Origin of the sequence: Undibacterium sp. JH2W (assembly GCF_049340425.1) — a bacterium.
In the GTDB taxonomy this organism is placed as follows: Bacteria; Pseudomonadota; Gammaproteobacteria; order Burkholderiales; family Burkholderiaceae_D; genus Undibacterium.
The window spans coordinates 226,404-249,923 of the sequence record NZ_JBMPOT010000006.1 but is presented as its reverse complement, the minus strand read 5'-3'; the positions used below and the strand labels follow the sequence as shown (position 1 = coordinate 249,923).

Annotated in this window: 14 protein-coding genes; 9 read left to right on the top strand and 5 right to left on the bottom strand. The window is 51.1% G+C overall.

What is annotated here, in order from left to right; all coding sequences use genetic code 11:
* Positions 1 to 144: 144 nt before the first annotated feature.
* Entirely contained in the window at positions 145 to 1,614 is a 1,470-nt protein-coding gene (locus ACO0LC_RS10780; protein WP_423002804.1) for a hypothetical protein, read from the top strand.
* A gap of 677 nt (positions 1,615 to 2,291) precedes the next feature.
* Here ACO0LC_RS10780 and ACO0LC_RS10775 read toward each other — a convergent pair.
* From ACO0LC_RS10775 to ACO0LC_RS10760, 4 genes are all read right to left on the bottom strand, one after another.
* On the bottom strand, positions 2,292 to 3,395 hold the full coding sequence (locus ACO0LC_RS10775; RefSeq protein ID WP_423002802.1) for an SMP-30/gluconolactonase/LRE family protein: 1,104 nt from the start codon (positions 3,393 to 3,395) through the stop codon (positions 2,292 to 2,294).
* A gap of 325 nt (positions 3,396 to 3,720) precedes the next feature.
* On the bottom strand, positions 3,721 to 4,215 hold the full coding sequence (locus ACO0LC_RS10770) for a hypothetical protein (protein ID WP_423002800.1): 495 nt from the start codon (positions 4,213 to 4,215) through the stop codon (positions 3,721 to 3,723).
* A gap of 21 nt (positions 4,216 to 4,236) precedes the next feature.
* Positions 4,237 to 4,707: a YbaK/prolyl-tRNA synthetase associated domain-containing protein gene (locus ACO0LC_RS10765; RefSeq protein WP_423002798.1), complete on the bottom strand. Its 471-nt coding sequence runs from the start codon at positions 4,705 to 4,707 to the stop codon at positions 4,237 to 4,239.
* 34 nt (positions 4,708 to 4,741) lie between these two features.
* Positions 4,742 to 4,909, bottom strand: coding sequence for a hypothetical protein (locus tag ACO0LC_RS10760; RefSeq protein ID WP_423002796.1), 168 nt, complete (start codon positions 4,907 to 4,909; stop codon positions 4,742 to 4,744).
* A gap of 20 nt (positions 4,910 to 4,929) precedes the next feature.
* Between ACO0LC_RS10760 and ACO0LC_RS10755 the strand changes: the two genes are divergently transcribed.
* From ACO0LC_RS10755 to ACO0LC_RS10730, 6 genes are all read left to right on the top strand, one after another.
* Positions 4,930 to 5,130 carry a hypothetical protein gene (locus ACO0LC_RS10755; RefSeq protein ID WP_423002794.1) on the top strand — a complete coding sequence of 67 codons (201 nt, stop codon included), beginning with the start codon at positions 4,930 to 4,932 and terminating at the stop codon, positions 5,128 to 5,130.
* A gap of 129 nt (positions 5,131 to 5,259) precedes the next feature.
* The gene (locus ACO0LC_RS10750) at positions 5,260 to 10,596 is read left to right on the top strand and encodes a hypothetical protein (RefSeq protein WP_423002792.1); all 5,337 of its coding nucleotides are present in this window, start codon (positions 5,260 to 5,262) and stop codon (positions 10,594 to 10,596) included.
* A complete protein-coding gene (locus ACO0LC_RS10745) occupies positions 10,596 to 12,530 on the top strand; it encodes a YncE family protein (RefSeq protein ID WP_423002790.1) in 1,935 nt (644 codons plus the stop codon). Before ACO0LC_RS10750 ends, ACO0LC_RS10745 begins: the two co-directional genes overlap by 1 nt.
* A gap of 23 nt (positions 12,531 to 12,553) precedes the next feature.
* Positions 12,554 to 13,618, top strand: coding sequence for an SCO family protein (locus tag ACO0LC_RS10740; RefSeq protein WP_423002788.1), 1,065 nt, complete (start codon positions 12,554 to 12,556; stop codon positions 13,616 to 13,618).
* On the top strand, positions 13,618 to 14,937 hold the full coding sequence (locus ACO0LC_RS10735; protein WP_423002786.1) for a c-type cytochrome: 1,320 nt from the start codon (positions 13,618 to 13,620) through the stop codon (positions 14,935 to 14,937). Before ACO0LC_RS10740 ends, ACO0LC_RS10735 begins: the two co-directional genes overlap by 1 nt.
* Positions 14,938 to 15,077: 140 nt before the next feature.
* Entirely contained in the window at positions 15,078 to 15,722 is a 645-nt protein-coding gene (locus ACO0LC_RS10730; protein ID WP_423002784.1) for a hypothetical protein, read from the top strand.
* A 387-nt stretch (positions 15,723 to 16,109) separates the two neighbouring features.
* Here the strand turns inward: ACO0LC_RS10730 and ACO0LC_RS10725 are convergent, their stop codons facing one another.
* Entirely contained in the window at positions 16,110 to 16,298 is a 189-nt protein-coding gene (locus ACO0LC_RS10725) for a hypothetical protein (protein WP_423002782.1), read from the bottom strand.
* A gap of 136 nt (positions 16,299 to 16,434) precedes the next feature.
* On the opposite strand from ACO0LC_RS10725, the gene ACO0LC_RS10720 reads away from it, so the two are divergent.
* Both ACO0LC_RS10720 and ACO0LC_RS10715 read left to right on the top strand, forming a co-directional pair.
* Entirely contained in the window at positions 16,435 to 17,910 is a 1,476-nt protein-coding gene (locus ACO0LC_RS10720) for a DUF6892 domain-containing protein (protein ID WP_423002780.1), read from the top strand.
* 533 nt (positions 17,911 to 18,443) lie between these two features.
* Positions 18,444 to 23,279 (top strand): DUF3320 domain-containing protein, encoded by a 4,836-nt coding sequence (locus ACO0LC_RS10715; RefSeq protein ID WP_423002778.1) that lies wholly within the window; start codon positions 18,444 to 18,446, stop codon positions 23,277 to 23,279.
* Positions 23,280 to 23,520: the final 241 nt, after the last annotated feature.

Genomic DNA, 23,520 nt, shown 5'->3' with positions numbered 1-23,520 from the left:
ACAAATGTTCATGGTTGTTAAAAAACGGCGCGCACGGTGTACTCCACAGCAACACGATCTGGTGTCTTCGTGGTTTTTGCACAGTGTCATGCCTGAGTTCTGGATTCACTTTTCCCCGCTATATCTACAGACAAGGATCAAGCAATGAATAATGATGACAATGAGTACGGGCAAGTCGCGACTATGCTTGCAGAAAACACCGATGAAGAAAGCGCACAGATCGCTTTTTTGGCTGACTTTGAAAAAAATCGGCAAGTAAAAGCTCAAGGTGCCACGACAGAATTTTTGAAATGGGCGGCCAGTGGCGTGGTGGGTAAAGTGGCGGGTGAGGTCATTGGTGGCCCGATACTGGATTTGTTTGGCCTGGGTGAAAAGGACTATACAAAATACCTGGAAAATATCCAGTCTCAATTGGCCGACATGCGCAGTGAGATCAACCAGCAAATGGGGGCCGTGCAACAAGGTATCAGTGAAATCAAGGCGGCAGTCACTGCCATCTCTATCGATACCAAGGACCAGAAGTTACAGTTGGCCTTGCAAATGTATACGCCCAATAAAAACAAGATCAATCAAAATTTTATTTCTTTTGCCAATGCCATTGCCGGTTGTGCCTCCAAAGACACGACGAAATCAGCCCGTTCAGTGAAGGAGATCTTTGATCTGCTGCAAATCACCAACATGAATTCCATCTCTGAAGCGATGATGAATATCCATGATGGCGTCTATGGGTCGGGGCAAATGACGGGCATCATCGATTATCAGGTCGATGTTTGCTATGGCGCGGTCGTCAAATGGGCATCCATATCCAAAAATCTCTGGCCGGAATATGGGCTTCCTCCTTTTGATTATGAAGACTATAGCAAGGTCATGTTTGAAGCCAGCCCCATCATGAACCGGGAGCTTAATCAGGTGGTATTACCCAATCTGAAAGCCATGCTGACCGTGCAATTGCAAGGGCTGGCTCTGCTGACCCGCGCCTGGACAGGCACAGCACAAGAATCGCAGCTCAAATTGCATATCATGAACCTGACTGCCCAGATTACTAAAATCAAAGGTCTGTATGCCGTCATGACGGCGACTGCCAAATATGACAAATTCGTGCAGGATACCATCGTCGCCCTTGCCAAACCCCTGCAGCAGGAAGTGTATGACCAATATGTAGAATCGCTGCGTGGCCCCGACGGCAATGTCGGCGATGGGAACTTGCGCTACTGGCGATTTTCCAAACCTCCATTTGGCAAAGACTGGGTAGGCTGGGGACATCCCAGGCATTTCATTGCCGGCTATCGCCGTCCCTTCCACAAAGCCTGGCAAGGAGAAGAACCCTCCATGTTTGATAATTACGAGCAGCCTTGTACCTCATCTTGCATTATTAAATTGCCTATCAATTTTGGTGGCATGAATCAGATCATCCATATAGGAACCATCTTCGGTCAAAAAGCACCCAAGCATTTTTATACTGGGATCAAGGCTACCATTCATAAATCGGGCACGCCGATGAAAACCATTCTTGATCCACGAAACACGCCGATTCCCTATCCACATATTTACATACAGCCAGCGTCGGCTGAATATGCAGCCTTTATCAAGGAAATGGACAAGCCACCAGCATGAACTAGCGTCAGCATTTTGTAGGAGCGGCTTTAGCCGCGAATAGTTGGACACCGCAAGATATCTGCGGTCAAAGCTGCTCCTGCGAAAAATGCGCTGCGTTACAGCGTACCCTACAATCCGTAGCATGAGTCTCTGTATTCATTCTGCGCCTCTGTAGTGAGTTTTTTGTTTTTGATTTTCAATATCAGACAGCCTGGTAGGGGGCGCCGTGCGCACCATCTCTAACATGCCTTGGCTTTCTTGTTGCCGCGCTCAGCCAACCAGCATTACCCCAGGCAAGGTCGCTCCAGCGCAGGCTGGAGTCCAGCGACGTTTGTGGATCAACGCAGAGAGATCAAAAATTTGAATACGCGTCCCCATGTCTGGTGGCAGATCAAATTTCACGGCACTAATACCATGCCATGGATTCCTGCCTGCGCAGGAATGACGAGTGAGAGTGCATTCAAATAGACAAACGATACTGTTTGCATGAACTTAAATACCTGACTCGTTTGGTGCGTTACAACGCACCCTACTGACTATGGTGATATTTTTCTCTTGATTTCTGGGTGTCATAAACTATGAGCTTAGCTGCCGTTGGAGCGGCTTCAGCCGCGAATTGGCATAAGCGGCAAGGAATACACGGCTCAAGCCGCTTCTGCAAAAATGCATGTTTGCCAGAGTGAGATGGATACTCTTTATTTCGCCATCCACCCCAGGCCCTTGCCACTGACATTGTGAATATACAGCCGGTTCGCAGTTTCCGTGACGCCGGTGACGGTGGGTGAATTGCCGCTGGGGTCTTGCAGGTCGGCGGTGACTTTGCCGTCTTCGGTGAAGGCGATGATGTGACCGTAGGCTTGTGGCAGTTTCCATAGCATGCGCGGGACGCGCAGGGCCATGCTGCGCAGGTAGGGGCGTTCGGCGGTGTAGTCGAGGAAGTTGCGCTGGCCTGCCAGCCCCAGCCATATTTTGCCGTTCTGGCCACGCGTGAGGTTGTCCGGGTAACCGGGCAGGTTATCGAACAGCAGGCGGGCTTGCGGTGTAGCTTGTGTCAGCGCGCCAGTAATATCGAGTTGCTCGGCGCTGATGGCGATTTTCCATATGCGGTACTTGCCGCTTTCGCTGACGAACAGGCTGGTCTCGTCTGCACTGAGGACCAGGCCATTGGAAAAACTCAGGCCTTGTGCCACCACGCGCATTTCCTTGCTGGCCGGGTTGTATTCGAGCACACGGCCAGTGGCAGATTGTTCAAAGATATCCAGCATGGCGGCTTTGTTCGTGCTATGCCATAGTCTGGCAGCAAAGCGGGCAGTAGAGTCGGTCAGATAGATCTTGCCGCTTTGGGCTACTACGACCGCATTCGGGAAGTGCACGGCACCGCCCTCGTAGGTATCGAGCAAGATGCTGTACTTGCCATCGGCAGCGATGGACAGCAAGCCCTTATAGGCATCCGCCACGATGAGCCTGCCATCTGCATCAAAAGCCATGCCCAGCGGTCTGCCACTGGTATTACAAAATACTTCCTGGGCGCTGCCATCTGGCTGCATGCGCAAGATATTGCCGCTTTGCATGCCCGTATAGAGCTTGCCATCTGGCCCTATCAGCACATGCTCAGGCCCCACTTCGCCATGCAAGTCTATATTGTGCAGGTCTTGCAGCCTGGTGTTGGCAGCGTGCACGCCGGTATAGCCGTTGCTCACTGGCGCTTGCCAGGAGAAAGGCACGATGGGGACGGGAGCGAAGGTCAGGTAGGCTGCTAATACCAGGATAGGCGGGAGTGCCAGGGCAAGACGTTTCATGCAATTTTTTGTGTCAAGGTGGTAGGTTGCGCGCATATTACAGCATAGCGCTCACATAAAACAATGCTGTTCATGGCGAATCTGGCTGTATCGCAACAGCCTCTAAGAGTTGATAATACGATAGGCAAGGGGGCCAGTAGTGGCTAAGCGGCGGGAGCGGCTTTAGCTGTGAAAATTGAAGCGTTCAGGGCATGGGAAAGAGGCAATATGCTGAGGCCTGCAATTTGGCAGGGTAGGCCGTGCGCAACATGGTCTTGATACATTAGAGCAAAAACTGGTGCGTTACAACGCACCCTGCAAAACACGGTACTCCGTATTTACCAGCTCAATCATAATCATACACCCAGGCTTTTTCAGTGAAGTCATAGTGCCAGGCTTCAAAAGGGACAAAGGTCGCGGCATAGGTCAGGAAAGGGCCATCACTGCCTTTATTGTAGAACAGCATATGAGGGCGACTTTCCGCACTTGCCAGTGTGGGGATATCGTCGAGGCTGGCAGGGAAATCGCCATGTACTTGCCGGTGTTTTTCCAGTTCACTGATGATATTGTCGGCATAGGCGCGGGCATGATGATGGCGTTGCACATGCACAGCCGCCACCACCGCCGCTGACAGCAGGATGAGGGCGATCAGCAATACATATTTATTGCGGATTTCTGCCTTGCGCCAGTTGAGTGCAGTTTTGATCAGGGCATACAGCAGGCAGGGGATGGCGATCAGATAAAACATGAAGCCCGCATGTTCGGCACTGCACATGAAGGTGATGACGGCCCATATGACGATGAAATAGGGATGACGGCGTGCCTGCAATAATATGGACATGGATCTTAACCTTGGATGGTGTCAAGCTGCACAGATATCATGCAGCATAGGCCGGGCAATGCGCAGATAGTCTTCGGTATTGAGGATGATGGAGGTATCGAGCCGCCCGGCATTAAAGGCAATTTCAGCATAGCGCGACACCAGTGAAGGATCAAGCACCAGTTGTATATCGTCATTAAATACAAAGGGTGGGATTGCACCGATGACGCAGCCAGTCTTTTCCATGGCCGCCTCCGGGGCAGCAAAGCTGGTTTTCTTGACTTGTACGGCGGTCGCCAGTTTTTTGAAATCGATCTTCTGGTCACCTGGCAAGATCGCCAGTATCAGTTTGGCGGCGTCATCCTTGCTCTGGCATAGCATGGCCTTGGCACCCTGACCCACTTCTGTGCCGCGGATAGCGGCAACTCTTTCCGACTGGCCTTCGGCCAGATGTTCTACCACGCGGAAGCGGGCCTTATGCGTTTGCAGCAGGGTCTTCAATTGCTCGAACATGGTGCCTTTCTTGACAGATATTGTCGTAAAATTTTTAGATCTTGATCGATGCATGCTGCAAGACTGCCTGGCGCAGAGAATGTCTATATTCAACCACACGCCAGTTGCTCAGGCGTTCTACTTGCCAGCCCAGTGCACCCGCGGCCTTCCACAAGGCTTGTGAGTCATCGTTATAGCGTGGTGTGAAAATCAGGGTAGGCATGGTTGCTGGATTAATCTTGCATGGAAGCAAAGACTATATACGTGAAACGGCTCATCTGGCAATGCTGGCCAGAGCTTTCTTTTGATGCTGGTTATTCTGCGTCAGCAGCGCTGGTTTGTATTAAAAACACAACGCCATTTTCTGCTCATTACTCTGCCGCTTACCCAGCTGATCACCCAGCTGAGCACCCAGCTGATCAAAATATTTTTTTTGATTGCTAAAAATTTAAGAAATAGGAGTATAGTGTGTTTGTAATTGTAAAAAATGCAATTAAAAATATCAACAGCTGACAACTCTGTCTGGCTGCGCCCAGGTTTGTGATTCCCCCACTTTCTTGAAATGGAACTGAGATGAAAATCCTTTCTATGATAGGCAGTAGCCTTGCTCCCATGCTACTCGTGCTCGCTACCCAAGCCCATGCTGCACCGGATAATTTAGCTGCCGGGCGCTGCGAACGTAGTATCTCTGCTGACGTGGTGGCGATAGAACAGGCGATGATGATTAACCGTCTGGGTACTGCACAACCGGGCGGCATGGTGTATGCACTGCTTGGCGATGTGGTTGCTGTCAGGGGCAATACGCCAGGGCCGGGCAATGCGCAATTGCGGCCAGGCAAAAGGCCGCGCCCTATGGTCTTGCGGGCGAATGTCGGTGATTGCCTGGTGATCAATTTCCAGAACTGGCTCAACCGGCCGTATTCCAATTCCAACCCGCCTGCTACGCGCAATGCATCGGTGCATGTGGCCGGTATGGAGCTGGTACAAACCATCACCGATGGCGGCAGCTTTGTGGGCAATAATGCCATATCTGCAACAGGCTATGCCAGTGGCATTATCCAGCCTGGAAAAGCGATCACTTATCGCCTGTTTGCGGCAGAAGAGGGTAGCTTTTTGCTCTATAGCATGGCCGGGCAAGAGCAATTGACGTATGGCCTGTTTGGCTCCGTCAATGTGCAGCCGCGCGGGTCGGAATGGTATCGCAGCCAGGTTACGCAAGCTGAAATGCAGCAGGCATCGGGCACCAGCGCGACTGGTTATCCGGTCATCAATTATGATGCGCTGATACCCGGCAGCAGCAAGCCAGTATTAAAAATGCTGGATGCCAGGAATAACATTGTCCATAGCGATTTGACAGCTATCGTCACCGGCCCCAACCACGGTCCCTTCACTGTCAGTGGGACACGCAATCCATCTTATCCTAATCCAGAGTCACCCTATCGTGAAGTGACGGTGATGTACCATGAGTCTTTCGCTCTGGTGCAGGCATTTTCACAACTGGCGGACTCCAATAATGTACTCAGCGGTGCCAATGATGCGTTTTCCATCAATTATGGGTCGGCAGGTATTTCTGCCGAAATCCTCGCTAACCGGCTCAAGGTCGGGCCGACTGCCGATTGCCCTGAATGCAAATTTGAAGAGTTTTTCCTGAGCTCATGGGCTGGTGGTGACCCTGCCATGGTGGTCGATAATCCAGCCAATCTGACATGCTCGCCCCAGCCTTGTACGCCACCTAAAGCTACCGTGGCGCGCTTCCCTGATGATCCATCGAATGTGTATCACACTTACCAGGGCGACCGCGCCCGTTTCCGCGTCCTGCATGCGGGGCAGGGTATCTTCCATGTGCATCACCACCATGCCCATCAGTGGCTGTATTCACCGGACAGTGATACCAGCAGCTATCTTGATAGCCAGACCATAGGCCCGGGTTCATCCTATACCATGGACCTGGTCTATGAGGGCAGCGGCAACCGCAACCTGACGCCGGGCGACTCTATCTTCCATTGCCATTTCTATCCGCACTTTGCCAGCGGCATGTGGGCCCTGTTCCGCGTCCATGATGTGCTGGAACTGGGTACGTCCCTCGACAGTGACGGCAAGCCCAGGCCTTTGTCCAGGGCACTGCCTGATGCCGAGATTCTGGCTGGCACGCCAATACCGGCAGTAGTACCCCTGCCCACCCGCGCCATGGCACCCCTGCCGGCCGCCGTGCATATCGATAAAGGGCAAGTCAAGGTCACCGGTGCAGGCAACCCTGGTTACCCCTTCTTTGTGCCTGGACTGGCGGGGCACCGTGCGCCGCACCCACCCAATGATTTTGCGGTGGAAAATGGGGTGACACTCAATGGTGGTTTGCCACGTCATTTGATTACTGGCGGCACGATTTCTGTCGATCAATACACGCAGACTGACTTTACCAAAGAGATGAGTCTTATCAACGCCATAGAATTGCCGGAGCAGGGCACTGCGACAGAACAGGCGGCCATGGCTATGCATGAGCAAAAATCCGTCGCCACCAGATTGCCCGATGGCAGGCCTGCACAATTTGCCATGAATGGCCTGGCGCGCGCACCTGGTGCCCCCTTTGCCAATCCGGCCAGAGGGGCAGTCGGCACGCCGCCGTTACGCATCTATAAAGGTGCGGCCATGCAGACTGACGTGGTCCTCAACAAGAAGGGCTGGCATTTCCCGCAGCAACGCATATTGGCGCTGTGGCAGGACGTGAAGCCCATCATCAACGGTGAGAAACCGCCAGAACCCTTGTTCTTCCGCGCCCGCAGCAATGATGTGGTCGAATACTGGCATGCCAATCTGGTGCCCAGCTATTATGAGCTGGATGATTTCCAGGTGCGCACGCCCACCGATATCATAGGCCAGCATATCCATCTGGTGAAATTTGATGTGCTTGCCTCTGATGGTGCAGCCAACGGTTTTAATTATGAAGACGGTACCTTCAGCCCGGATGAAGTACGTGGCCGTATCACCGCCATCAACCAGGCCGGTGGTTTAACTACCAATGGCAAACAAAACAGATTGACACCTAAGAGCATAGCCACATTTGGCGATGGGCCTACGCCCGGCAGCATGCAGTGGCTGGGCGCGCAGGCCACCGTGCAACGCTGGTGGGTTGATCCTGTGCTGGATAAGCAGCAAGCCGACCGCACTTTGCTGACCGTATTTACCCATGACCATTTTGGTCCATCTACACACCAGATGGTGGGGCTATATGCCGGGCTGGTCGTGGAACCAGCAGGTTCAAGCTGGACCACAACAGATGGCAAGATGCTCATGGGGGTACGCAATGATGGCGGCCCCACCAGTTATGCCGCCAATATCCTGACGCGCCAGGGCAAGGCCTACCGCGAATTTGCGCTCGCTGTTGCTGACTCGCAGTTTGCCTATCTGCCAGGCAGCCGCTCCAGTTTTGATTGCTACCCGGAACAAGACCCCAGGTTCAGTGGCTGCAAGCCCAGTACTAAGGGCATATATACCGGCTGGGCTGATCCGCAAAATGGCATCAATTGTGTTGACTGCTTGCCAGTGGCACTCAGCAATCCGGTCAATCCACCGATTCCGCCTGTCACTAAGCCCAGCATCATCGGTGGTTTTGGTGTCGGTGTATCGGTACTCAATTATCGCAATGAGTCCCTTGCTCTCAGGGTGGCGGCAAATAGCGGGGTCGCCAATGCGGGCACAGACCTGGCGCGTGCCTATAGCTCCACACTACGCAATGATGCACAACTGAATGTACAGCCCATGGGCGGGGCCAACATCAATCCGCTCTGCGTGAAGAGTGCGACCAATCCCTGCTTCACTTTCCCGGTACAGGCTGTCAGTGCCCAGATGGGAGCGACCGATCCCTACACCCCGCTGTTGCATGTCTATGAAAATGACCCTGTGCAGTTACGCGTCATCGACGGTGCCCTGGTCGGCAATCATACCGTCACCGTGAATGGCAACAAATGGCTGTTTGAACCGTTCGATAGCAACTCGGGTTATCGCGACAGCCAGACCATGAGCTTGTCCGAGCATTTTGAAATGCTGTTCACCATCCCGCAAACCGGCAAGGCACAAACGCTGGATTATCTGGTCAACACCAGCGATGCTTATGATGGTACGGTCAGTGGTGCCTGGAGTTTAATGCGCAGCCACAATAGCCCCGTGCCCTGGCTGGCGCGCTTGCCTGGTAATCAAAACATCAGGCCAGTGGCGACCAATTTGCCAAACCTGCCTGCCGATTGCAGTGCGCGTGGTCCCTGCGTGCGTGAGTTCAAGGTATCTGCCACGACGATACAGCAACTGCTGGGCCCAAATCAGCAACTCCTGTATAACAACCGGCGCGCCACGGGCTTGAATAGCACGCTGGCCCTGAGTGACCCCAATGCCATCGTCTATGTGCAGGACCAGGACTTGAATCCGAATGGCAGTCTGAAAGCCGGGCGCAATATTGAGCCACTGGCCTTGCGCGCCGCCGCTGGTGATATCATCAAGCTGCAACTGACTAATCGTGTCAATGCAAATGCAGCGGTGTTTACCACGAGCGAATCGGCAGCACGACCCCACCTTGGTTTTACCGCCGCTTATGCCAATATCAATTTGCTGCCTTCCAGCCAGGTTGGCCTGCATCCGCAGTTATTGGCGATGGATGTCAGCAATGCCGACGGCATGAATGTCGGTGGCAATCCAGTCCAAACCGTTGCTGCCTGCAACCCGGCACCATGTAGCGGTACGCCACCCTCCATCACCTATACCTGGTATGCCGGTACCCTGCAAAACGACAATGGCGTCACACAAGCCACACCGATAGAATTTGGTGCCCTCAACCTGATGCCCGCCGACCCGCTGATGCAGGCTTATCATGGCTTGTTTGGCGGCATGATCATAGAACCGCTGGGCGCGAAATGGCAAGATGATGTGGATACCCATGTCTCCAGCACGGTGTCACCGGCCAGTGGCAAACCCTTCCGTGACTTTGCCGTCTTTATGCAAACGGATATTGCCATGCAATATCAGGGCAAATCGCTCTACAGCGCCAAATCACCCTTGATGGCGGTTAATTATCGTACCGAGCCTTTCTTTTATCGCTACGGCACAGATGTCAAAATCAACGCCAACCTGGCGAGCATGGACACCACCTCCGAAGTATCCAATACCCTGGTCAATGGTGAGCCGAAAACACCGACCTTCCGTGCTAATGCAGGTACGCCAGTACGTTTCCGCCTGTTTGGCCCCACCGGGCTGGCTGACAATCAGAATGTCTTTGAGCTGACTGGTCACCAATGGCAGTTTGAGCCTTATACTGATGACTCAGGCAGGATAGGCCATAATCCCGCCTCGCCATCGACAGGCACGCAGTCTGGGTATGGCACGACATCACATTTCGATGTCGTCATCGATAAAGCCGGTGGCGCATTCGCAGTACCGGGAGATTATCTGTACCGTAGCTGGCCCAATAGTCAGTATGCTGCCGGTAGCTGGGGCGTGTTCCGTGTCAGCCCTGCGACAGGCTCAGCTGCACCAGCTGCACCAACTGCTGCAGTGGCAACGCCCGCAGCCCAGCACGGGTTTGCCGATATCGTGGTAATAGACCAGGCCTTGTCCAACGATAACAGCATAGAATTGCTGGGCAGTGTCACGCTGCGCCTTGGCCGTGAGCAATGGGAACAGGCTGACTTTGTGACCGTGGTGGCCGATGGCAAAGAACTGGGTACCGCGCCGGTTGATAAAACCGGACACTGGCAATTCAAAGCCAATGTGGCCCGGCCCCAGATGCTGGAAGTGCGTTCTTCTTTGGGCGGGTTGGCGCAGCATAGGCCAATAGTCACGGCCGCCAGCAAGGCCATCAACTTGACAGAAAAACTGGCTGAACCCGTGTTGCCCGTGCAAGAAATAGTGCGACGGAAACGTTAATGGAACAGGCAATACCAACCAGGGCTTTGCAGAAGAAAAAATCCATGCGCAGATGCTGGCATCATGCCCTGGCCGGGCTGATGCTGGCAACGGTGATGACCTGCAATGCGGCAACGCTGGCAGTAGCAGAGACAAAACCCGCAAGCGATCAAGTCGTCAGGGATGGCGTGGCCTTGCAACTGCAAGTTGAACACACCCTGCAAGAGGGGGGCGAAGCCCGCTTCAGCCTGAGCCTGCATGATGCAGCCAGCGCAAGTCCCATACGCAATGCGCGACCTATCGCCTGGGTAGATGGGCCAGGCAAGGACGACGATATTGGTGGCAGCAATAGCGAGCAGGCTTGCCGCCGCAAGGTGGCGACTTTCATCGGCGGCGATTTACTGCATGCACCCGCACTGAATCTGAATGCTTATTATGTGCTGGCCCTGAATGAAGATAATTCCATCTCCGTCATCAATCCACAAACCGGTTTTGGCGGCTCCAAACTGCTGACCATGGTGATACTGCACGGGCAAGGGCAAGACTGGTTGCTGACCCCTGAGCAAAACCTCTGGGTCAGCCAGCCACAGGTGCATGAAGTGGCATTGGTGGATACCCACAACTGGCAAGTCAAAACCCAGGTACCCGTGCCTGGTCATCCCGGGCAAATGGCCTTGCGCCCAGGTGCACAGCAAGTCTGGGTATTGACCGATGAGGGGGTGGCGGTGCTGGCGGCGGACAGTGCACAAGTGCTGGCTACCATCCAGACTGGGCAGGGCAAACACACTATCGCCTTCAGTGATGACGGCAAGAGCGCATTTGTCAGCAATAGCGCAGACAATAGCATCAGCCTCATAGCCGCAAGCAGCCTCAAGAAGATTGCAGATATAACCGCTGGCAGCAAGCCGGTCGCCATGGCATGGTCAGTCAAGGCACAACTGCTGTACGTCGCCCATGAAGGCGATGGCCAGGTGCTTGCCTTTGATGGGGCGGGCAAGCAGGCGGCCAGTATCAAGGCGCTGCCGGGTATTTCCACCATCCGCTTTGCACCGGATGGCCGCTATGGCTTTATCCTCAACCCACAAAAAAACAAACTCGATTTGCTCGATGCTGCCACCAACCAGATCGTAAAAGTTGCAGATGTTACTCATGGCCCTGACCAGGTGACGTTTTCTGATCGCATCGCCTATATCCGGCGGCGTCATAGCGAAATCGTGCAACTGCTGCCACTCGATGCGATAGAACATGCCATACAGTCTGGCCAGCCACTGGCACTGGCCGCAGTCGGTAATGGACAAAAAGCGCCAGATCAGGGGCGCAGCGCCAGCAGCCTGGCCGACACCACCGTGATGGCACCGAATGGCACAGCCGCCCTGCTGGCTAACCCGGCAGACCGCACCATTTATTACTACCAGGAAGGCATGAGTGCGCCTGCCGGCAGCTTCCGCAATTATGGCCACGAACCACGTGCCGTGCTGGTGCTGGACCACAGCCTGCAAGAGCGCCAGCCTGGGCTGTACCAGGCCAGCGCCCGCTTGCCCAAAGCGGGTAATTACCAACTGGTGTTTTATCTCGATACACCCAAGATGCTGCATTGTTTCCCCCTCACGGTGCAGGCTGATCCGGCCAGGCCAACACCGGCGCATTATGCAGTGACACTGGCAGGCGCGGCCTCGGCCCAGGCCTTGAACAAGGGCACAAGCCAGAAGCTGCAATTTATTATCCGTGATACTGTCAGCGGTGTAGCCAAGTCTGGCGTAGCAGATTTGCAGGTCTTGCTGTTTAATACCGCAAACAGCCAGCAATTGCAACTCGATGCCAGTGCACTGGACAGCGGTGCATATGGCATCACATTTGCAGCACCCAGCAGTGGTCATTACTATGTTTACTTTCAGTCAGCATCGCTGGGCATGAGCTGGAACCAGACGACACAACTGATGTTGACGGTGAGATAGGGTTTTCTATAATCGGGATCGATATGAAGCGAGAGATAAAAAACCTGCAGGCTGTGCTGACCCAGATCATGCGATGCATCGGCTATTGCGCCCTGGGCTTGTTCTGGGCATCGTCCGCACTGGCGGCAAGCCGCGCCATCCCTGAGGCCCAGCTCATCAACCAGGATGGCAAGAATGTGGCCTTCTACCGTGACCTGGTGCAAGGCAAGACGGCTGTCGTCAATTTCATCTTCACTTCCTGCACCATGATCTGCCCCACCCAAACCGCCACCTTGCGCCAGGTGCAACGTGAGCTGGGCACAAGGGTAGGGCGCGACGTGGTTTTTATTTCTGTCAGCATAGACCCCAACACCGACCAGCCAGCACGCCTGAAAGCCTTCGCACAACAGTTTGAGGCAGGCCCGGGTTGGGAGTTTTTGACGGGTAACAAAGCCGTCGTCGATAAATTATTACGCTCCCTGAATGCCGGTGTCGGTGACATCAGCAATCATAGCGGCCTGGTGCTGGTCATCAATGAAAAAAAGAATGCCTGGCAACAGCTGGCCAGCATGCCAGAAGCCAAACTCATCCTGAAAACCGTAGAACAAGTAGCTGGCCCCGACCCAGCCCTGCAAACCGCCAACGGCCGCTACTTTCCCAATTTGCCTTTGCAAACACAAGACGGCAAAACCGTGCACTTCTTTGATGACGTCATGAAAGACAAAGTCGTACTCATCAATTTCATCTTCACCACCTGCCCTGGCATCTGTTCCCCCATGACCGCCAACCTGGCCAGGGTGCAACCCCTGCTGGACCCCCGCGTGCAAATGGTCAGCATCACGGTAGACCCCGACACCGATACCCCCAGGGTATTAAAAGACTTTGCCAGCAAGTTCCAGGTACGCCCGGGCTGGTTATTCTTGACCGGCAGTTCTGAGAATATTGCCGCAGTGGCTAAAAAACTGGGTGGTAGCGGTGAAGACAAAGATGCCCACAGCGGTATTTTATTGGCAGGCAATGTACAGACCGGCGACTGGAAAAAAATATACGCCACCGCCAAGCCCGAAGACATCGCCTTAGCCGTAGGGAAGTTGCTGCCTGCGAGATGATGGCAAGCTTCAAGGCCATTTTTTGCGGTTTGCTGTGCCTGCTCTTGCTTGAAAGTGCAGCAGCACAGGACGCAGCCATACAACGCGGGCAAGCCATTTACCATCAGGGCAACAATGGCCAGGCAGCCTGTGTACGCTGCCATGGCAGCCGCGGCGAAGGGCGGGAAGAGGGCGGCCTGCGCGCCCCCGCATTGGCAGGCTTGGCAGGATTAGCAGGCCAGGCAGACCGCCTGCTCTTGCAACGCGCACTGACCGAGGGCCTGGGTAGCAATGGGCTCAGCCTGCACCCGCTCATGCCACGTTATCAGATAGATGCCGCCAGCCTGGATGACCTGATCGCCTACCTGCATATCATCGCCAAAGACACGCCGGGCCTGACGGACACCGTGTTGCGTGTAGGCGTGAGTTTGCCTGCCAACGCTTACGGTGCTGCCATACAGGCAGGCTTGAGCCAGGCATTCGATCAGCTAGTGTATGGGCGCAGGCTGGAACTGCTCATTAACCCGACAGCAGAGCAGGCATTTGTCGAGGTCGCCAGTGCGCAAGATGCCTCGCGGCCTCAACTTCAAACTACCCCCTATCCTGTTGTAGAAGCAGACAGACCCGCGCTCATCGGCCCCTTGCCCATGCCGGGCATTGCCAATTTTTCCGACAGCCTTGCGCCGGGCAGCGTCCCCATCTTGCCGTCCATGCGCGAACAAGCCAGCTTGTTGCTGGCACAGGCCGCGCTGGATGCGCCCAAAGACCAAGCTGTACAACAACTGAGCATCATCTATGACTTGGGCAATGATCCCGCCTTGTCTGCTTTGCTCCAGGAGTTGCGACAGCAAGCAAGAGCCAATCACCAGTCCCTGCGCGAGCAAATCTGGTCAGCCAAGGTCCGCAAGCCGGGCGAGGCCGTGATTTATCTTGGCAGCCCTGCTGGTTTGCGCGACATGCTGGCCAACAGCGGCGACGGCCTGGTGTATGCCAGCGCCATCCATATCGGCCCGGCCAGCCTGCAACTGCCACCTGCACAGGCAGCCCGCCTGCGCCTGCTGCTACCCTGGCGCACCAGCCGCACCGTGTTTGACTTGCCCAGCGCTTATAGCGACGCCGCCTATGCATCTGGCCTGGTATTGATAGAAGCACTCAAACGCAGTGGCCGCCAGCTAAGCCGTGCTGAGCTACTGCAACAACTAAAGCAGCTCAGGGATTTGACTATCCCCGGCCTGGGTAAAATAAACCTGCGCCCAGGTCTGGCCCACGCCAGCCTGGGCGGACAATTGCTCACGGTAGATGCCGGGCATGGTGTGTTTGCGGTTTTGCGTAGCTGGTAAGCATTGCTTATGCCACCCAAAATATCGACAATTAAGGATGAATAGGCGCTCATTGCGTGAGTAGCAGGGAGAAGATCCCGAGTGGAACTGTTTCATAAAAGCCAGGGTCGAAGCAGCTGTTTCCATGTTGAAGGTTAAAGATGCACGAACGCAAGCTGATGTGGGGTAGTCAGACTCTATGGCAACCCATGGTTTCCTTCACCATTGCTACACTGATTACCGCTTTGCTCTTATTCCAGCTGATTAAACCCTGGCATAAAAATCCCATGCCAGAAAGCAGTTATATCACCCTCGATTTGTCGCCTCTGCTCAAGATCATTCCCAAGCTTCCCACACCGACAAACACAGAGAGCAAGCCAGAAAAAAAGCCCGTTAATAATGTCGCCAATAAGCCCAAAAACACCGAACAAGCAACATCCAGAACAGCAAGCACGACACCGCAAACTCAGCAGGAAATTCCCCAGACAATAACGCCGCCAGACTTGCCCGCCGAAGACAAAGCCAGCGTACCAGCCAGATTGAATATTGGTAAAGAAGCGATCGCCAAAGCCTATGCCGACAGCCGCGATGACATGCCAAAAATAGCTGGCCAGACCATACAAACCCTGGAAGCCGCCGAGGCCAAAAAAAACCGGCAATTCGGACACGAAGTCAGCAAGGCCAGGATAGAAGACTGCATCAGACCCAACTCTGATGCAGGCGTCACCATAGGCCAAACCACTTTCGTCGGCTATTTGGCAGTCGCTGCACTTGCTTATAATGCAGTCACCGGCAAGTGCAAGTAGTGATCCAGGCTGCCCTGAGAAAATTGACAGGGCGGTACTACCTCTGTTAGCCGGTAGGGTGCGTTACAACGCACCGATAAATGGCCGTATATAGCAACATATAGCCGACCATGTTTCGCACGAAAAGCTTCAGCCAGTAAATCTGTCCTGCTGAAAACCTGCAAAAAACCGTTTCTTATTTCAGATAAAAATTCCCAAGCGTCATGCCAGACTCGATCTGTCATCAGTGTCGTTCTCTCGTGATTCCGATGTAAGCGAAATCGCAAAAAGCCGCCGTTTTATACAAGCAGCAAAGCACGCGAGCCGTACGCGACCAAAGCTACTGGATGCCGGATCAAGTCCGGCATGGCGGCCTTAAGCATGCGGTGTAGAAAGGAACGATACGTGTTAACTCTGTCCAAAACCTACATTGAAACTTATCCCCGTAGGAGCGGCTTTAGCCGCGAATAGCAGCTCGGCAAACACGTTCACGGCTAAAGCCGCTCCTACCCCAAGCAATTGCCGAGTTGTGGGCATCTTGTTCAAGGTCGCCGCGCCTTTACCGCTTGCTTGCGAACAAAAAATTAGACTATGCATGGCAATCTCCTTATTCCACCACTAGCCCACATGGTCTACTGCCAGCTCCGTATCCGTAGGGTGCGTTGTAACGCACCGAAATTTGGCCGTATATTTAATCGTATAATCGCCATGTCGTAAAAAATTGGATATCAACATGATCAGCAAAGACCTGCTTTACGCTCTGCAGACGCGTAGCAAACACATGACCCGGCTATTGGAAGACTTTAGCGGTGATATTAAAAAGTATTCCGAGGAAGAAGGCTGGCTGGTCGTTGCTGAAACCATGGAAGTGGTCAAGAAGCTTGCGCCGACGCAGGCCAAGTACACGCACATCATCAAGGCTATTAATCGTGCATGGCTGGTGTATAGCGAGCAGTCGCCGCTGAATGCGCATCGTCTATACGACGCCGTCATCAAGACGCTGGCGGAAACCACATGGACAAGTGCCGAGCAGGCACAAGTCGCTTACCAGCTGCTCTATGCTTTTCACGATAACCATTTGCATCTTCCTGGTTCAAACAAGTATTTGCACCTGGCGCTGCGACGGCATTCGCCCTTTATTCTGGATTTGATCAAAAACATCGCTGCATACTCAACACAGACACTGTTCACGATGCCCGTCAAACCGCATACTGGTATTGGTGCTGATGCGATTGAAATGCTGCTGGAGATTTATTATTATCACCTGGGCATAGATCAGGCAGACGATCTGAGGGCGGATGCATCTGGATTACTATTCGCTCTTGTGCAGGCAAATCCAGATTTTGGAAATATCATGACGCTTGCTTTGCTTGAGCATGCTCCCGAGCGCTCAACTATCTTAAGCCAGCTCATCGATTTTTATCTTATCAATGATGTGCACAAGAACCGGGAGGGAATGTTCTATAGCATTATGCTGGACTTGCTGGACAATAGCGGTAGTAGTTTTATCTATGATGATCTGGATAAGATCACACGGCAGCTTGAAGTCTTCGCTAAGAAATGGACAGCCAGCCAGTTTGATGCCTTTGCCCAATATGCTTTTTTTTACAGATTGAGCACCGATGAGGACAGACGCCTGCTGTTAAAAAAATCGAAGAAAGTCATGCGCTTGTTGAAGATGATAGTCGATAGCGGGCATGCCGGTACGCATATTGATGCTTTAAGATCGCTGCATCAGGTAATAGACGCACAAGCCGCAGATCAGGCACCGCCCATTAATGGAAAGCATCAATTTAAAGACCTCAACTTCAAGCTGCTTGTCATTCAGGAGCTAATGTACGTCCAGGAAAAACTTTTGCCACGCTTTGATGTGCATGAGTTCATCCGTCAACACACGGACCGCGAGATCATGATAGAGAAAGAAGGCTACGATGTCATCCCGGAAGTGCTGGCGTATTTTGAGAACCTGTTAATTCCTCCATCGCTGTTGGTACAAGTGGACAAGCTGGCATTTGACGGCGGTAACAAAATATATCATCAAATTTTCCCGTATTGGGATGGGGAGTGCGACACCTTCGATGTGACATCTGCAGAAGACATCAAGCTCGTCCCCCACTTGAAACGCATGTCATCTATGCCGACCCGGTTCATCGAACTGCATGGAGTGGAGCTGAGTAAAAAATCGATAGAGCTAAGCTATCACCCATAGATGCGTTAGCGATGCAGGGCGCATTGCTTGATGCGCCTTCAGCTTCATGGGCTCAAATCGCTAAGGAACGCGCCAGGTATTACAGTCAGACTGATAAAGGAAGCACCAGTCAATCTGTTTTTAAAGCCTGAAAAAAAAGCCGCAACTTATGCAAGATGAAAACCTCCCAAGCGTCATGCCAGACTCGATCTGGCATCCAGCGGCTTTCTTTGGAAACTGGCATCGGTATTCGGGAGCGGGATGTCGTACACGCTTTCTGCAAAGAGCAGCAATATGTGCAGCCAGGGCTTAAGGACATGGGACACTGGATACCGGATCAAGTCCTGCATCATGAATGAAGTATTTCTAGTTCTCTAAAAATGTTTGTAGACTAATCCCTTACTTGTAATGAAAATGTTACAAAATGCAGTATGATTTCGTCAGCTTACTTCTCCAGGTCTCTTGAGTTTTAAAAATATCCAGGGAGATTAAATCTCTCTTGGTGAGTGGTTCACGAGATTTTGACGCTTGATCGGTTCAGCCACATTGAATAAATGCTGCTCACACTTGCATTTAGTCAGATTAAATTTTACTTTTTAATTTGGAATTTCAATAATTCCAGAAAATATATGTCACAAGTCGAACTTCAAAAAAAATTACTCAGCAGCAGAAAAGAGCTGTTGGATATAGGTCTTCGTAATAATCTGATCAATTTTAATCCAGGATCAAAAAGTCTTAGAGTTGTCGATGAGCTGTCTATAGAGGTGTTAAATATTCTCTATAGGAAGAATCGAACGATGACTTTTTTGCCTGTGCCTAAAGCAAAACTCAAGCAACTTACGGCCGGTTTTAATGGAGACGAGTCATCCTCCGGTGGCAACGACGATTCAACAATGGAGCTATTGCAGGAGCTGGAAAATGTCAATTGGTCCGACGACGAAGGCCAAGTGTCAGGTGAAGTGGCAAAAAGACATGTCGATACAAAACTGCAGACCGCCTTGACAGAGGAAAGACTGTTCCTCTCTTTATTGAAAATTCACACTGAAGCTGAAACATATATTCAGGAGCAGGGCGTTAACATATTGTTTCTGGCGCTGGGATTTTTGCATTGGTATGAAGCTGACAGTTCTGATAAGCCTCGTAGAGCCCCACTATTATTACTCCCAGTATCTCTATCTCGAGTTGGCGCGAAAGATAATTTTAAGCTTGATTACACTGGTGATGACCTTATTCAAAACCTGTCACTTGCGGCGAAACTTAAAACTGATTTCAAGCTGAATTTACCTGAGTATGTTATCGATGCCAGTACTGATGCGGATGAAATGCCCCCGCTTGAAAATTACTATAACTCGGTTGCTGAAGCGATTAGTAGTCAAAAGCGTTGGAAACTTGCCTCAGATGAGATTCACTTAGGATTTTTTTCTTTTGGTAAGTTCTTGATGTTTAATGACTTGAATCCAGAAGTCTGGCCAGAAGGACAAAAACCAGGTGATCATCCTGTCTTGAATTTGCTGTTGGGAGATGCCTTTCGCGAAATTAAACCTGTGATTCCCGATGGCACACATTTGGATAGCGTTATTTCCCCAGGCGAAGTCAAGTTTGTCAAAGATGCAGATAGCAGCCAAACCCTTGCCATTATTGAGGCGCGAGAAGGGCGCAATCTTGTTATTCAAGGACCACCCGGAACGGGAAAATCTCAAACCATTACGAATATTATTTCGGACCTGCTAGGTCAAGGTAAGTCAATTTTGTTTGTTTCCGAGAAGATGGCCGCTCTTGAGGTCGTGAAGCGGAGGTTGGACGAAAGTCACTTAGGCGATGCTGTTCTCGAGTTGCACAGTCACAAGGCCACCAAGCAATCTGTTCTGAAGGAGTTAGGGAGAACTCTAGAGCAAGGGCGACCTTTTATCAAGGATGGCTCTGGAGATTTAGATGCACTTAAATTGGCGCGTGATGAACTCAATAGCTATGCTGAGGCCGTCAATTTACCCATAGGCAAAAGTCAAGTTACATTCATTCATGCTCTTGGTCACTATTTAAATCTGAAGCGCAAACATCCTAGTTTGCCCGTATGGCCTTTTGATACCATGAAAAATTGGTCTCAACATGAGCAATTGCGATTTAGAGAAAAAATAAATGAGTTAGACCTGCATTTGAAAGAAATGGGGCGGCCTGTCGACAATCCATTCTGGGGCTGCTCAAAGACATCATTTTCTCCTATAGAACAAGAGAAGCTGACTCAATTGATGGCGTTAGGGATTGAGCTTAATGACAAAGTAATTAGCGCTTCCTCAAAGCTGGCAGAGCATGTCAAGTTATTATTGCCAGTATCCATGTCAGATGTTGAAGTGGTTTGTCGTGCAGCACAACGTGCGGCAGAAGCACCCCAATTAAATGGGATAACACTTACTACTGACGATTGGCAAAGCCGCAGAGATTCACTTCGCGCGCTTATCAATGCGGGTCAAAGAATGTCGAGTGTGAGGACGACGCATGAGCTAGTGTTCATTGACCAGGCATGGGACCAAGATTTTTTAGAATTGCGTCAGGATTTTTCCAATTATGCTGATAAGTGGTGGCGTATATTTTCAGGGAAATTTCGTCAATCAAAAGCTAAATTTCAAGGCTTATGTAAAACGCCGATTCCAACTGACAAGCAAGCGTGTTTACTGCTGATTGACGATGTTCTTCAGTATCAGCAACAGAAGAAAGTTTTTACAGAGCATGCTCTATTAGGTGAAACATTATTCGGTGCACAATGGCTCAAAGAACAATCCGACTGGGAAGTGTTGAGCAAACTAAGTCAGTGGATCTTCGCGTTGTACGACGAGGTAGGAAAGGGAGAAGTGCCCAAAGGGATACTTGAATTTTTGCAAGGGGACTCTGATCCTGCTCGCTTAAACGGAGAAATTCAGCCGATACGCGCTGCTGTAAATGAACTTCAAAATGTTTTTGGAGACATACGCTCTCGTTTGGAACTTAACGAAAAAGAATTCGATATTAAAGCAGTGGCTTTAAATGAATTGCATGCAAAACTCTCTTCTTGGCTAAACAATATCCAAAAACTTTATTTGCTATCTCGTTTTAATCAAATAAAAGCTGAAATGATTGCGCTCGGCCTGAAAGATGTCGTGACGCGTTCTCAAGATTGGGATTCTGGCAAAGCAGACTTGACCGCAGCTTTCGACTATTCATGGTTTGCAGGCCTGGTTGAGTTATCTTATGCGAGTTTGCCAGCCTTGGCAAAATTTGACAACATCAAGCAGACACATCTCATTGAGAAGTTCCGTAAGCTAGATAAAATGTCACTTGCTCATGCGCAAGCGGAGTTGGCCAAGAACATTTGGGACCGCCAACCGAATAAAGGAAAAACAGGTGAAATGGCGGTCATTCAAAATGAATTAAATAAGAAACGCAGACTTATGCCCATTCGCCAATTGATGAATGAAGCGGGCAGAGCTATTCAACAGATTAAGCCAGTGTTCATGATGAGCCCCATGTCAATTGCCAACTTTCTGCCACCAGGAAAATTAGGGTTTGATGTAGTCATTTTTGATGAAGCATCCCAGGTTAAAGCTGTTGATGCCTTCGGTGCAATTTTGCGTGGTAAGCAAACTATCGTGGTTGGTGATACGCGCCAAATGCCACCCACTAATTTTTTTGGTAAGGATGTTGAAAGCGACGATGAAGACAACGTTACTTCCGACATAGAAAGTATTCTGTCTATGTTTCGCGCTCGCGGCGTGACAGAGCGCTATTTGAGCTGGCACTATAGGAGCAGACATGAGTCGCTTATTGCCATCTCCAATGTCGAATTTTATGACAGGCGCTTGGTAGTATTCCCTTCTTCTGGCGCCAATCAATTTGCTACCGGTTTATCAATGAGGCATTTGCCCCATGCACTCTATGACCGCGGGAGGACACGCACAAATCGAGAGGAAGCAAAAGTCGTTGCTGAGTCGGTTTGCAAGCATGCAAGAGAAAAATCCAACCTGTCCCTGGGCGTGGTTGCATTTAGTATGGCTCAACGTGATTTGATACAGGTTGAAGTGGAACTACTGCGACGAAAAAATCCAGAACTGGATTCATTTTTTACAGCAGCACATCCTACTGAACCATTTTTTGTCAAGAATCTCGAAAATGTTCAAGGTGATGAACGTGACGTGATTATGATCAGTATTGGTTACGGTAGGAATGAATCCGGTCGCATAGCTAAAGAATTCGGCCCCGTAAATCGTGAAGGTGGGGAGCGCAGGTTAAATGTACTCGTCAGCCGCGCCAAGATGGCAATGGAAGTGTTTTGCAATTTTGTCGCCAGTGATTTAGAGCTTGATGCTAACGCCACTCACGGCGTGCGAGCGCTTAAGCATTTTTTGCACTATGCAGAAACCGGAGATTTAAATATCCCACTTGAAACTGGGAAGCAGATCGACTCTCCTTTTGAGTTGGAAGTAAAGCGAGCCCTTGAGGAGCTTGGCTACAAAGTTGAGCCGCAAGTAGGTACGGCGGGTTATTTTATCGACCTTGCTGTAAAAGATCCAAAAAAGCCAGGTCGATATGTCATTGCTATTGAATGTGATGGGGCGAGTTATCATAGTGCTCGTTCTGCCCGTGACCGTGATCGCTTGCGCCAAAGCGTATTGGAAAGTCTTGGTTGGCGTTTCCATAGGATCTGGAGTACTGACTGGTTCAGAAATCCAGTCCGAGAATTGGACAGGGCTGTCAGCGCCATTGAATTGGCGTTGAGTGAGAGTGAGTCAAATGAAATTCCTTCGCCAATATTTGTCGAAGAAGTGAAACCCGTCATTTTTCGTTCTGAAGTAGAAACCTTAAAACAGGATTTAGCTATCAATTACTATGTACGTGCGATATTGCCAAATTGGACTGGTAGCGAAGCCTTGCATGAGGTCATGCCCGAGCGTCTAGCGAGCTTTGTAGCTCTTGTCGCCAATGTTGAAGCACCAGTGCATGAGGCAAACATCACAAAGCGCTTATTGGCGGCATTTGGAGTTACTCGCGCCGGGAATCGTATAGTTGAGAGTATTGATACCGCCATTCAATACGGCCATCGCAACGGCTTATTTCACTACCATGAAAAATTTATCTATCAGATCGGTGTGCCAGTTGTTGCATCGAGAAACCGTAGCCGTTTGGATTCGTCTGAACGGAAAATCGAGCATGTCTCTAATGAAGAAATTGATCTCGCTTTGATGAAAGCTATTGAATTGAGTTTTTCCATCCATCCTGATTTTGCAATATCGGCAGCACTTGAAAATCTAGGATTTGGACGTGCCACTTTAAATATTGCGGGGACGCTAAAATTACGCATTGAGCATTTAATGAATAGCAAAAAAATTAAAATGGACGGTGATAAATTAATTATTGCTTAATTTTTTTACTTTGAGAGCCTTTACTTCCATCACTTAAATGATGGAAGTGACCAAACCACCGTGTCAGGTTCGATCTGGCGTCCAGCGGCTTTCTTTGTGAACTGGTATCGGTATGTATCTATGCGGTTTTCTTGCAATCTGCTCTGCTCAGATTTGCAAGCGATATTGCACGCGGTCAGTGTACGGGGTAATATAAAAAAATGATTGTTTCCGCTTGAAGAACATACTAATCCTATTTACG